Origin of the sequence: Streptomyces sp. NPDC005761, from assembly GCF_040630635.1 — a bacterium.
Classification (GTDB): Bacteria; Actinomycetota; Actinomycetes; order Streptomycetales; family Streptomycetaceae; genus Streptomyces.
The window spans coordinates 51574-63649 of the sequence record NZ_JBEXXX010000035.1 but is presented as its reverse complement, the minus strand read 5'-3'; the positions used below and the strand labels follow the sequence as shown (position 1 = coordinate 63649).

The following is a 12076-nucleotide window of genomic DNA, read 5'->3' as shown; positions in this document are numbered from 1 at the left end:
ATGACCACCCCCCTGCTGCTCCTCGGTGCGGCATTCCTTCTCATCCTCGCCAACGGATTCTTCGTGGCAGCCGAGTTCGGGCTCGTCACGGTGGAACGGGCGGACGCCGAGCGCGCCGCCACCGACGGCGACCGACGGGCCCGAACCGTCGTCGACGCCCTGCGCGAGCTCTCCTTCCAGCTCTCCGGCACCCAGCTCGGCATCACGATCACCTCACTGGTGGTCGGCATGCTCGCCGAGCCGGCGCTCGCCCAGCTGCTGCACGGCCCCCTGTCCCTGACCGGCCTGCCCGACGGTGTCGTTCCCGGCATCAGCGTGGTCATCGGCATGTTGCTCGCGGCCGCCGTCCAGATGGTCATCGGCGAACTCGTACCGAAGAACTGGGCGGTCTCGAAGCCGCTCCAGGTCGCACGGTTCGTCGCCGGGCCCCAGCTGGGATTCACCCGGGTCTTCCGCCCGGTGATCGGGCTGCTGGACACCGCGGCCAACCGGCTGGTGCGGCTCCTGGGAGTCGAGCCGACCGAGGAGCTGGCGTCCGCCCGTACGCCGGGCGAGCTGGTCTCCCTCGCGCGGCACTCGGCCGAGGCCGGCACGCTCGAACAGGACACCGCGGACCTCTTCGTACGGACCCTGTCGCTCGCCGGGCTCACCGCCCAGCACGTGATGACCCCACGCGTGAAGGTCAGCGCCCTCCAGTCCTCCGCGACCGCGCAGGACGTCCTCAACCTCACCCGGGCCACCGGCCTCTCCCGCTTCCCCGTATACCGGGAGCGCATCGACGAGGTCGTCGGCATGATCCACCTCAAGGACGCGCTGGCCGTCCCCGCCCGGGACCGCCTGCGCACCCCGGCCGGCCGGATCGCCGTGCCGCCGCTGCTGGTGCCCGAGACCCTGCCCGTCGAGCAGCTGCTCCGGCGGCTGCGCAAGGAGCAGCCGATCGCCGTCGTGGTCGACGAGTACGGCGGGACCGCCGGCGTCGTCACGCTGGAGGACATCATCGAGGAGCTCGTCGGCGAGGTACGCGACGAGCACGACGCCGAAGGCGCCGACCGCCCGGAGCTGGCCGCAGCGGCCCCCGAGGACGGGCGGCCCGCCTGGGACGCCGAAGGCAGCTGCCGGGTGCTGACCCTGCGGCGGATAGGCCTCGAGGTACCCGACGGCCCGTACGAGACCGTCGCCGGGCTGGTCGCCGACCTGCTCGGCCGGATCCCCGCCCCCGGTGACCGGGCGGAACTGCCCGGCTGGCGGATCGCCGTCCGTCAGGTCGGCCACTACCGGGCCGAGAAGGTGCGCTTCGTGCGGCTGGCCGAGCCGTCCGCACCGGCTGCCGCAACGCGGGCGTCCCGCCGGGTCCTGGAGGTGGCGCGATGAGCCTGGTCCAGTTGCTCCTCGCCGGACTTCTCGTCCTGGCGAACGGCTTCTTCGTCGGGGCGGAGTTCGCCCTCGTCTCGGTGCGCCGCAGCCAGATCGAACCGCTCGCGGCAGCCGGTTCGAGCAGGGCCCGCAAGGTGCTGTACGGCCTGGAGAACCTGCCGCAGATGATGGCGGCCGCCCAGTTCGGCATCACCATCTGCTCGCTGACCCTCGGCGCCGTCGCGGAACCGACCGTCGCCCGTCTGCTGGAGCCCGTCTTTCACGCGGCGCACCTGCCCGACGGGATGATCCACCCGCTCGGCTTCGTGCTGGCGCTCGTCCTCGTCGTCTTCCTCCATCTCGTCGTCGGCGAGATGGTTCCGAAGAACCTGGCGATGGCCGCCCCGGAGAAGACCTCGCTGTGGCTCAGCCCCGGCCTCGTCGGCTTCGCGCGCCTCTGCCGTCCGGTCACCTCGGCGCTGGGAGCCTGTGCACGGCTGGTGCTCCGGCTCTTCGGCGTCGAGCCGAAGGACGAGGTGGAGGCCGTCTTCACCAGTGAGCAGCTCAACCGGCTCGTCGAGGACTCCGGACAGGCCGGGCTCCTGGAGCCGGAGGCGCAGGAACGTCTGGAGGACGCCCTGGAGCTCGGCAGCAGGCCCGTCACCGACGTGCTCCTTCGCCGGGCGGCCCTGGTGACGGTGGATCCCTCCGTCACCCCGCGCCGGATCGAGGAGCTCACGGTGCGGACCGGCTACTCGCGCTTCCCCGTCTGCGCCGAGGGCGGCGGCCCGTTCATGGGCTACCTGCACGTCAAGGACGTCCTGGACCTGGAGGACGGCGAGCGGGCCGTGCCGCAGCACGTGTGGCGTCCGATGGCGACCGTGCGGGCCGAACTGCCCCTGGACGACGCCCTGACCGTGATGCGCCGCGCGGCGACGCACCTGGCCCAGGTCGCCGACGCCTCGGGACGTGTGCTCGGCCTGGTCGCCATGGAGGACGTACTGGAGATGCTCGTCGGAGAGGTGCGGGACCCGGCCCACCGGGTCGCGGAGCCCCGCCGTACCGAGGAGCGGCAGACCGGCTCGGACGAACTGTCCGCCCTGGTCGGCTAGGTCTCCCGTCCGGATCGGGCCGGTCCCTGCGAGCCCGGTCCGGTCGTGGCGAGAGGCTCTGGGGCGCGTGGCGTGCCCGGCCGTCGGTTGTTCCGGCCGCCGGGGGCGGCGACCTCAGGCCTCGGGAGGCTTCTGCCGGCCTCGCGCCCCGGTCCCTGCGAGCCCGGTCCGGTCGTGGCGAGAGGCTCTGGGGCGCGTGGCGTGCCCGGCCGTCGGTTGTTCCGGCAGCCGGGGGCGGCGACCTCAGGCCTCGGGAGGCTCCTGCCGGCCCCGCGCCACCGGCCCCCGCCCGGACAGCACCTCGCCGTAGGCCTGCATCAGGTCCGGCAGCCGCAACGTCGCCAGATCGTCCCGTGTCGGCACCGTGGCATAGCCGGAGAGCCGCAGATCGCGATAGGCGCAGCTCTTCTCGTACAGCGTGCGCAGGAAGCGCCCGTTGCCCAGCTCGTCGAGCCAGCCCTGGTCGACGACATGCCCGCTGATGGAGCGCAGCTCCTCCAGCGACTCCTCGTCCCACGCGTCCCCGTTCTCCGCCGCCAGCACTTCACCGATGGAGGTGAGCTCCAGCGGCCGGTAGCTGGGGAAGTCCACCCGCGTGGTGAAGCGCGAGGAGAGCCCGGGATTGGTGGACAGCAGCCGGTCCATGCCTTCCGGGTAGCCGGCCAGGATGACGACGAGATGGTCCCGGTTGTCCTCGGCGCGCTTGAGGAGGACCTGCAGGGCCTCGTCGCCGTACGCGTCGCCCTTGCTGTACCCGGTGTTGGAGAGGCTGTACGCCTCGTCGACGAAGAGCACTCCGCCCAGCGCCGAGTCGATCAGCTCATTGGCCTTCACCGCCGTCTGGCCCAGGAACTCGCCGACCAGGTCCGCCCGCTGCGCCTCGACCAGGTGGTCCCCGCCGAGCAGACCCAGCGCGTAGAAGACCCGCCCCAGGATCCGGGCCACCGTTGTCTTGCCGGTGCCGGACGGCCCCGAGAAGACGAAATGCCGCTTCGGTGGCTGTACGGGCAGCCCCTGGCCCGCCCGCAGCCTTGCCATGTTCAGCTGCGCCGACAACGCCTTGACCTGCCGTTTCACCGGCTCCAGGCCGACCATCCGCTCCAGCTCCGCCAGCGCCTCGGCGAGCAGTACGGGGTCGCTCGGACCGGCCGGGAACGCCTGCGGCCCCGACTGGCCGGGGACCGCGGTCTTCTGCCGGGCCCCACCGGGCGGCGGTGTCACCCCGATGCCCGGCAGGTCCTGCGTCTCGACGCCCGGCCGCAGTTCCCTGCCGTCCACCAGATCGGTGCCCAGCAGCGAATCCCCGTCCGGCTGCGCCTCAGCGAGCGTGCCGTCGGCGCCCGGACCGGACAGCGAGACGGCAGCCAGGCCGGACACCTCCTCGGAACCGTCCAGGCCGTCGTAGTCCGCGATCGCGGCCAGCCGCGCCGACGTGTCCATGAACGCCGGGTCGATGCGGTGGACCGCCCGGTACAGAGGCAGCGCGGCCGCGCTGCGGCCCGTGCCCTCGTGCGCGCGGGCCAGCCAGTAGCGCAGTTCCTTGCGCTGCGGCTGCTCACTGCGGCAGCGCATCAGCGCGGTGGCCAGCAGGGGTTCGGCCTGCCCGTACATCTCCAGCCGCACCCGTGCCATGCCGCCGAAGAGTCCCGCCTCGATGCCCAGCAGCGGATCGTCGGTCAGTTGCTCCGTATGGCGTACGAGTTGCTCCCAGTCCTTGACGAGGTAGGAGCGGCAGGCGTGCAGGAAGCGGACCTGCGGGTCGGCGTCCACCGGCGGCAGCCCGGCCAGCGCCCGGTCGAGTTCCGCCACATGGCGGCCGTCCAGCCAGTGCGAGGCGTGCGCGAGCAGCAGGTCGCGCGGACTCTCCAGGACCGGCTGCACCCACCAGCCGAGCCAGTACCAGGAGTTGAGTGTGCGCCGGTAGCGCCCGCGCTGATCGCCGAACCGGTCGCGATGGCGGTACATGTGCAGCAGCGCCGTCGTCGTGTCGACCCGCAGCGCATGCAGGCCGAGCCAGGCATCCGCCATTCCGGGATCGAGGCGCACCGCGGCTCTGAACTCCTCTTCGGCCTGCGGGTAGGCGCCCATCGTGCAGGCGTCCACGCCGCGCAGCCACGCGAGGTCGGCCGGGGCCTGTGCGCCCTGCGTGCCGATGTCCATCAGGTCCCCCACAAACCGTGCCCCCAGGATGTCCCGCCGCACGACGGCCCGCCGAGGCGCGCCGAATCACTGTGCCATGGACGGGAATTGACCGCACCGAGAGGCATCGTACCTGCGCAGGGAGTGTGCGACTAAGGGCGCCGCAGGCCGAAGACCGGCCGTGACCCACGGTAAGCGGAAGAGGGGGTGGTGAGGCCGGAACGGGGTGTCGGGCACAGGACGAAGCCCCCGATCACGGGGGAACAACCGGGGGCTTCGCGTCTGCGGGGGCTCCGAAAAGCCGCACATTGAGAACGTAAGACCTGTACCGCCCCCGGGTCAAGCAGAGTTGAGGCACTTCCGGTCTGATTTCCGACTGCTCAGTATGGCGGGGTCGAGTCGTCACGGTGGGTGACGGAATGACTCATTCCTGCTGCCGGAGGGGCTACCTCCAGCCACTCGTACCCCACAGGCAACTGGCGTACCAGAGCATCGGCCCAGGGGCGCGAGGGATCGGCCGAGAAATGAGCGGATTCGGCGGCCGTCCAGCCGTCCCAGAACGCGCTCAGTGCCGGTCCGTCCCGCCGTCGGCCGCGCTCCCAGGACTCCGCGGCCGGCAGATCCATCCACAACAGCTGGGCGAGGGCGGGGCGCAGGGCCCGGCGCCCCGCGCCGACACCCTCGATCAGTACCAGCGGGGCCGCGGCCAGGGTGCGCGCCGGCCCGAAGTCACGCGCCGTCCAGTCGTACGGGGCGTAGCGGGCGGCTTCGCCGCGTGAGAGCGGGCCGGTCACCTGTTCCCGCAGTCTTCCCGTCCAGTCGAACAGCTCCTCGTGGGTCGCCAGATCGTCCAGATGCAGTACGGGGGCGTCTTCGAGTGCTGCCGCGAGCCGGGCGGTGAAGGTGCTCTTGCCGGATCCCGCGTGCCCGTCGACCGCGATCAGCCGGACCGGTCCGCAGGATGGCGGCAGGGTGCGCAATCGTGCGGCAAGGTGCGCGAGGTCGTTCATGGCCCCAGCCTACGAGTCGGTGGCCCGGGGGAGCAGTCCCAGGTCACGCCAGTGGTCCAGGCCAATATTGGTCCGTCGGCGCGAGCCGAATCGCTGGCCGAACCGGGGCGTGACCCGCAATAGTTGGCGCACTGTCGTGCACCTGCAGCACCATTCCGCTTACGACCGGGGGTCTCGCCCATGCCCAGTCCGACCTCACGCCGAACCGTGCTCACCGCCGCGATCGCGGCAGCGGCCGGCGCCGGAGCGGTGTCGTCCGCCGCTTCCGCGGCGGCGGCTCCACTTCCCGCCCGGCCCGGCTCACCCTCGGCGGCCTCCTCCGTGGACAACCGCTTCTGGACCACGTACACCGACTGGCGCTGCGGATCCGGCGCCGGGACCCGCGCGGTCGCGGGCCGCCGCCCGGGGCTGGTGATCGTTCATCCACTGGGGCGCACGGATTACACCGACCCGCACACCGGCACCACCGCGGCGTGGGACTACGCCACCTGGACCTCACCGGTCCACCGCTCCACCGTTCCTGCGACCGAGGTGATCGCGTCCTGGAACGCGGACACGCCCGCGGGCACCTGGATCCAGATCGAACTGCGGGGCGACTACTCGGACGGCACCGAGACACCCTGGTACGTCATGGGCCGCTGGGCCGCGGGCGACGGCGACATCCGCCGGACCTCCGTCGACGACCAGACCGACGGCAAGAGCTCCATCTGGACCGACACCTTCTCGGTGGACGACGCGGCGGGCGGCCTGCGCCTGCTGTCCTACCGCCTGCGTCTGACCCTGTACCGCACGCCGGGCACCCGGCTGACGCCCACGGTGTGGCGGGTGGGGGCGATGGCTTCGGACATCCCCGACCGCTTCACCGTGCCCGCTTCCGCCCCCGGCCTCGCCGGGGAGCTGCCGGTGCCGCGCTACTCGCAGAACGTGCACGTGGGGCAGTACCCGGAGTACGACAACGGAGGCGAGGCGTGGTGCAGCCCGACCTCCTCGCAGATGATCGTCGAGTACTGGGGCCGCAGGCCCAGCGCCGAGGCCCTCTCGTGGGTCGAGCCGGGTCTCGAGGACCCGCAGGTCTGCCACGCGGCGCGCTTCACGTACGACAACCAGTACGAGGGCTGCGGGAACTGGCCGTTCAACGCGGCCTACGCGGCCACGTACGAGGACATGAGCGCCGTGGTGACCCGGCTCGGCTCGCTGAACGACCTGGAGACCCTGATCCGGGCCGGCATCCCGGTCATAACGTCTCAGTCGTTCCTCAAGACGGAACTGACCGGTGCGGGCTACGGCACATCCGGCCACCTGATGACGGTGATCGGCTTCACCGAGGACGGCGACGTGATCGCCAACGACCCGGCGTCGCCGAGCAACGAGGCGGTGCGGCGGGTCTATCTGCGGCACGAGTGGGAGACGATCTGGCTCCGCACGAAGCGCTACAACGCGAGCGGCAACGTGTCGTCGGGTACGGGCGGGGTCTGCTACGTGTACTTCCCCGCACACCCGGCCCCCGCCCAGCGTCGCGCTCTGCGGTCGCTCGGTCTGCTGTGAGCACGTAGGACCCACGGCCGCCTCGACGACCTCACGGACCGCGTGTCCGACTGCTTCGTGCGAGGTGGCCGTACCGGTCCACCGTGGCCCTGACCGAGCGACGGCCGAGCCGGCGGGACACGCCGCGCGGACGGACCCCGCCGGCCGAGGTCACGGCCGTTCCTGCGCGCGCCCCCGGCGATCGTGCTGCCGGGCAAATGTGTTCGAGGAGTCCGGTGGCGCGGGCGTGGACCTCTGTCCGGAGCGCGGTGGCTCAGTGCCGCGACGGCGGTGGAGCCGTGCTCGCGCGGATGACGAGGCGGGTGGGGACCAAGGTCGTGCCGTGGTCCGGCCCGCTGCGGCGCATCTGGTGCAGGACGCCCTCCACGCAGCGCCGGCCGACCTCGCCGAAGTCCTGGTGGACGGTGGTCAGCGGGGGCTGGAAGGAACCTGCTTCGGCGATGTCGTCGAAGCCGACGACGGACACCTCATCGGGCACTTTGCGGCCCCGCTCGTTCAGGGCGCGCAGCAGGCCGAGTGCCATCTGGTCGTTGGCCACGAACACCGCGGTGCAGTCGGCCTGTTCGGCCAGGTGAAGGCCCGCCCGATAGCCCGACTCGGCCGACCAGTCGCCCCGCACGATCTCCGGCGTGGCCCGACGGGCCCTGCGGAGCGCGGTGCGCCAGGCGTCCGTCCGGCGCTGCGCCGCGTACGACTCCTCGGGTCCCGCCAGGTGCCAGACCGTTTCGTGGCCGAGGTCGAGCAGATGATGAACCGCCTCGCGGGTGCCGCCGGCCTGGTCCGTGTCCACCACCGCGTACCGGTCGCCGGCGTCGGAGTCCGCCACCACGACCTTCACGTGGGGCGGGAGCGAAAGGCGGGCCTCGTCGAGGAGGTGGACCTCCATGATGACGATGACCGCGTCCACCGCGAGTTCGCCGAGCCGTGAGAAGGCGCCGCGCACCTCGTCCTGCGTGGGGACGGCGACCGGCAGCAGCGTGACGGCGTAGCCCTCCTGGGCGGCCGACGTGGCGATGGCCTCCAGTGTCCGGACATTGCCGGTCGTGGAGAGGGTGAACGTGATGACGCCGATGGTGCGGAACTCGCCGCGCTTGAGGGCGCGCGCGGCGCTGTTGGGGCGGTAGCCGAGGTCCTTCATCGCCGCGAGAACCTGCTGACGCGTCTCCTCGTTGACGCCGGGAAAGCCGTTGGACACGCGCGAGACCGTCTGCGACGAGACCCCCGCGAGGTGGGCGACGTCCGCCATCGAGACGGACCTGCGGGCGCGCGAGGTCCGTTTCGCCGGGCCCGGCCCGGTCTGCTCCGCATGCGGTTCTGGGGCGTGTCCGCCTGCTCCGTCCACCGGTTCCCTCATCAAGTGCCGCCCTTTCAGAGCGACTCTTGACCGCTCATCTGGAGGCAGTGTAGACATGCCGCCACCGAATGTTTACGCAAACATAACGCCTGGCGGCGGAATGACCCAGCCGGTGAACCGGCCCGGAACATATGCGTGGATCACCGTTCGGTCGGGTGAAGCAGGAGCGAGGGGCGCGAGATGACGACGCTGCAACCGCCGGCGGCCGCGGTGGCCGAGCCGGCCGGGCCACCGGTGCGCAGGACGCGCCGTTCGTGGACGGGATGGGGGTTCATCGGCCCCTTCGTCCTCGTCTTCGCGCTGGTCTTCCTGGCCCCGCTCGCCTACTCGGTCTACCTGAGCCTCTTCCGTACACAGCTCATCGGCGGCACCTCCTTCGTGGGCCTGGACAACTACCAGCAGGCGCTCCAGGACGGGCAGTTCTGGGACGGCGTCCTGCGCGTCGGACTGTTCCTGCTGATCCAGGTCCCGATCATGCTGGGCATCGCCCTGCTCGTCGCGCTGGCGATCGACAGCGGCCGGCTGTTCGGCAAGGACTTCTTCCGGATCGCCGTCTTCCTGCCCTACGCCGTGCCCGCCGTCGTGGCGACCCTCATGTGGGGCTTCATGTACGGGCCCCGCTTCGGTCTCGTGGGCGACATCAACGACGCCCTGGGCGCGAACCTGCCCGACCCGCTGTCCTCCGACCTGGTCCTGGCGTCCATCGGCAACATCGTGACCTGGGAGTTCGTCGGCTACAACATGCTGATCTTCTACTCCGCGCTGCGCGTCGTCCCGCACGCCCTGTACGAGGCCGCGGAGATCGACGGCGCGGGTCAGTGGCGGGTGATCTCGGCGATCAAGCTCCCGGCGATCCGGGGGGCCCTGGTCATCGCCACGATCTTCTCGGTCATCGGCAGTTTCCAGCTCTTCAACGAGCCCGCCATCCTCCAGAAGCTCGCGCCGAACGCGATCACCACCGACTACACCCCGAACTACTACACGTACTCGCTGTCCTTCTCCGGTCAGCAGCACAACTACTCCGCGACAGTCGCCATCGTCATGGGCGTCATCACGATGGTCGTGGCCTATGTCGTCCAGCTGCGCGGCATGCGCAAGGGAGCGTGACCACGATGAGCAGCACCGCCACCGCCCCGCGTCCGGTGAAGCCGCCGAGGTCCGCAGCCCCGCGTCTGCGTACCCCCCGCCGTGCGCACGCGCCGGGCCGGCCGCGCCGCAGCGTCCTGCTGACCGCGCTCACCGGCATCGTCCTCCTCTACAGCCTGCTGCCGCTGCTGTGGCTCGTCATCAGCGCCACCAAGTCACAAGCCGGGCTCGCCCGTTCCTTCGGCCTGTGGTTCGACCAGGACTTCGACCTCTGGGACAACGTCAGCCAGACCTTCACGTACCAGGACGGCGTCTTCGGCCGCTGGCTCCTCAACACCCTGCTGTACGTGGTGGCGGGCGCGGGCGGCGCGACCCTCCTGGCCGTGCTCGGCGGTTACGCCCTCGCCAAGTTCCGGTTCCCCGGCAAGCGTGCCGTGTTCGCGGTCGTCATCGGGGCCGTCGCGGTGCCCACCACGGCCCTGGCCGTACCGACCTTCCTGATGTTCAGCAAGATCGGGCTGACCGACACCCCGTGGGCCGTCATCATTCCCTCCCTGATCTCGCCGTTCGGCCTGTACCTGATGTGGGTCTACGCCACCGACGCGATCCCCGCCGAGCTGATGGAGGCGGCCCGCATCGACGGCGCGAGCGAGCTGCGTACCTTCTTCCAGGTCGCCCTTCCCCTGCTCGCACCCGGCACGGTCACCGTCCTGCTCTTCACCACGGTCGCGACCTGGAACAACTACTTCCTGCCGCTGATCATGCTCAAGGACCCCGACTGGTATCCACTGACTCTCGGCCTCGACGCCTGGAACAAGCAGGCGGCCACGGCCGGCGGTGAGGCCGTCTTCAACCTGGTCGTCACCGGCTCGCTGCTCACCATCGTGCCGCTCGTCGCCGCCTTCCTGCTCCTCCAGAAGTTCTGGCAGTCAGGCCTGTCCGCCGGAAGCGTCAAGGAGTAGCGCAGTCGCGAGCGGCCTCCCCGAAGCGCTCCGGAGCAGGTCACCGCGCCGGGGCCCCATAGGCCATGCATCCGTGGGTCACACCCGCGGAGTTGCGCGTCCGTAAGTCCTGTCGAACCACGAGGAAGTGGAAGTACCGCCATGTCCAAGCACTCCCGCCGCCTGCTGCGCGGCCTCGGCCTCGTCTGCGCCCTGGCCCTCGGGGCGACCGCCTGCGGTTCCGACGACGACAGCGGTGGCCACGAGCAGGTGGGCGCCACCGACCTGCAGACCGCGCTGAAGAACGGCGGCACCGTCACCGTGTGGGCCTGGGAGCCCACGCTGAAGCAGGTCGCCGCCGACTTCGAGAAGAAGTACCCGAAGGTCGACATCAAGCTGGTCAACGCGGGCACGAACAACGACCAGTACAAGGCGCTGCAGAACGCCATCTCGGCGAAGAAGGGCGTCCCGGACGTCGCGCAGATCGAGTACTACGCGCTCAGCCAGTACGCCCTGACGAAGTCCGTCACCGACCTGAAGGCCTACGGAGCCGACAAGCTGGCCGGGTCGTACTCGCCGGGTCCGTGGAACTCGGTGCAGGCCGGTGACGGAATATACGGCCTGCCCATGGACTCCGGCCCCATGGCGCTGTTCTACAACAAGAAGGTCTTCGACAAGTACGGCATCGCCGTGCCGACGACCTGGGACGAGTACGTCGACGCCGCCCGCAAGCTCCACAAGGCCGACCCGAAGGCCTACATCACCAGCGATGTCGGCGACGCGGGACTGACCACCAGCCTTCTGTGGCAGGCGGGTTCGCACCCCTACAAGGTTGACGGGACCGAGGTCGGCATCGACTTCGGCGACGAGGGAGCCAAGAAGTTCACCGATACGTGGCAGAAGCTCATCGACGAGAAGCTCGTATCGCCCGTCTCCGGCTGGAGCGACGACTGGTACAAGGGCCTCGGTGACGGCACCATCGCCACCCTGCCGACCGGTGCGTGGATGCCCGCGAACTTCGCGTCCGGCGTGAAGGGCGCGTCGGGTGACTGGCGCGCGGCCCCGCTGCCGCAGTGGACGAAGGGCGCCGACTCCTCCGCCGAGAACGGGGGCAGTTCGCTCGCGCTGCCCGAACTGGGCAAGAACAAGGAACTCGCCTACGCCTTCGTCGAGTACGCCAACTCGGGTGCGGGTGTGCAGACCCGGATCAAGAACGGCGCCTTCCCGGCGACCACGAAGGACCTGAACGACCAGGCCTTCCAGGACACCGCGTTCCCGTACTTCGGAGGGCAGAAGGCCAACAAGGTCTTCGCCGACGCCGCGAAGGCGGTTCCCGCCGGCTGGAACTACCTGCCGTACCAGGTGTACGCCAACTCGATCTTCAACGACACCGTGGGCAAGGCCTACGTCTCGGACACGAAGCTCGTCGACGGGCTTAAGGCATGGCAGGACGCGTCCGCCAAGTACGGCAAGGAGCAGGGCTTCACCGTCGAGAAGTAGCCCACCCCGCGACACGACCACGCATCACTGGAAGGA

The 12076-nt window shown here is 70.5% G+C and carries 9 protein-coding genes; 6 read left to right on the top strand and 3 right to left on the bottom strand.

From position 1 onward, the window contains the following. Entirely contained in the window at window positions 1–1371 is a 1371-nt protein-coding gene (locus ABZ434_RS26865) for a hemolysin family protein (RefSeq protein ID WP_359141971.1), read from the top strand. Continuing rightward, on the top strand, window positions 1368–2465 hold the full coding sequence (locus ABZ434_RS26860) for a hemolysin family protein (RefSeq protein ID WP_359141969.1): 1098 nt from the start codon (window positions 1368–1370) through the stop codon (window positions 2463–2465). The genes ABZ434_RS26865 and ABZ434_RS26860 overlap by 4 nt, the downstream gene beginning before the upstream one ends. Window positions 2466–2708: 243 nt before the next feature. Here ABZ434_RS26860 and ABZ434_RS26855 read toward each other — a convergent pair whose 3' ends face one another. Together ABZ434_RS26855 and ABZ434_RS26850 are read right to left on the bottom strand one after the other, a co-directional pair. Beyond that, window positions 2709–4625: an AAA family ATPase gene (locus tag ABZ434_RS26855; RefSeq protein WP_359141967.1), complete on the bottom strand. Its 1917-nt coding sequence runs from the start codon at window positions 4623–4625 to the stop codon at window positions 2709–2711. A gap of 359 nt (window positions 4626–4984) precedes the next feature. Further along, window positions 4985–5614: a hypothetical protein gene (locus ABZ434_RS26850; protein WP_359141965.1), complete on the bottom strand. Its 630-nt coding sequence runs from the start codon at window positions 5612–5614 to the stop codon at window positions 4985–4987. Window positions 5615–5794: 180 nt separating this feature from the next. On the opposite strand from ABZ434_RS26850, the gene ABZ434_RS26845 reads away from it, so the two are divergent. After that, a complete protein-coding gene (locus tag ABZ434_RS26845) occupies window positions 5795–7159 on the top strand; it encodes a peptidase C39 family protein (protein WP_359141963.1) in 1365 nt (454 codons plus the stop codon). A gap of 253 nt (window positions 7160–7412) precedes the next feature. Here ABZ434_RS26845 and ABZ434_RS26840 read toward each other — a convergent pair whose 3' ends face one another. Then, complete coding sequence (locus ABZ434_RS26840) at window positions 7413–8405, bottom strand: LacI family DNA-binding transcriptional regulator (protein ID WP_359141961.1); 993 nt, start codon at window positions 8403–8405, stop codon at window positions 7413–7415. A 288-nt stretch (window positions 8406–8693) separates the two neighbouring features. Here ABZ434_RS26840 and ABZ434_RS26835 point away from each other — a divergent pair, with 288 nt between their 5' ends. The 3 genes from ABZ434_RS26835 (at window position 8694) to ABZ434_RS26825 (ending at window position 12040) form a co-directional block, all read left to right on the top strand. After that, window positions 8694–9620: a sugar ABC transporter permease gene (locus ABZ434_RS26835; RefSeq protein WP_359141959.1), complete on the top strand. Its 927-nt coding sequence runs from the start codon at window positions 8694–8696 to the stop codon at window positions 9618–9620. Window positions 9621–9625: 5 nt separating this feature from the next. Further along, the gene (locus tag ABZ434_RS26830; protein WP_359141957.1) at window positions 9626–10561 is read left to right on the top strand and encodes a carbohydrate ABC transporter permease; all 936 of its coding nucleotides are present in this window, start codon (window positions 9626–9628) and stop codon (window positions 10559–10561) included. A 141-nt stretch (window positions 10562–10702) separates the two neighbouring features. Then, window positions 10703–12040 carry a sugar ABC transporter substrate-binding protein gene (locus ABZ434_RS26825; RefSeq protein WP_359141955.1) on the top strand — a complete coding sequence of 446 codons (1338 nt, stop codon included), beginning with the start codon at window positions 10703–10705 and terminating at the stop codon, window positions 12038–12040. Window positions 12041–12076 lie beyond the last annotated feature (36 nt).

What these genes read in the sequence shown, in the direction of transcription:
- ABZ434_RS26865 (WP_359141971.1), top strand. Translation starts at nt 1, where the DNA reads ATGACCACCCCCCTGCTGCTCCTCGGTGCGGCATTCCTTCTCATCCTC.
- ABZ434_RS26860 (WP_359141969.1), top strand. Translation starts at nt 1,368, where the DNA reads ATGAGCCTGGTCCAGTTGCTCCTCGCCGGACTTCTCGTCCTGGCGAAC.
- ABZ434_RS26855 (WP_359141967.1), bottom strand. Translation starts at nt 4,625, where the DNA reads ATGGACATCGGCACGCAGGGCGCACAGGCCCCGGCCGACCTCGCGTGG.
- ABZ434_RS26850 (WP_359141965.1), bottom strand. Translation starts at nt 5,614, where the DNA reads ATGAACGACCTCGCGCACCTTGCCGCACGATTGCGCACCCTGCCGCCA.
- ABZ434_RS26845 (WP_359141963.1), top strand. Translation starts at nt 5,795, where the DNA reads ATGCCCAGTCCGACCTCACGCCGAACCGTGCTCACCGCCGCGATCGCG.
- ABZ434_RS26840 (WP_359141961.1), bottom strand. Translation starts at nt 8,405, where the DNA reads ATGGCGGACGTCGCCCACCTCGCGGGGGTCTCGTCGCAGACGGTCTCG.
- ABZ434_RS26835 (WP_359141959.1), top strand. Translation starts at nt 8,694, where the DNA reads ATGACGACGCTGCAACCGCCGGCGGCCGCGGTGGCCGAGCCGGCCGGG.
- ABZ434_RS26830 (WP_359141957.1), top strand. Translation starts at nt 9,626, where the DNA reads ATGAGCAGCACCGCCACCGCCCCGCGTCCGGTGAAGCCGCCGAGGTCC.
- ABZ434_RS26825 (WP_359141955.1), top strand. Translation starts at nt 10,703, where the DNA reads ATGTCCAAGCACTCCCGCCGCCTGCTGCGCGGCCTCGGCCTCGTCTGC.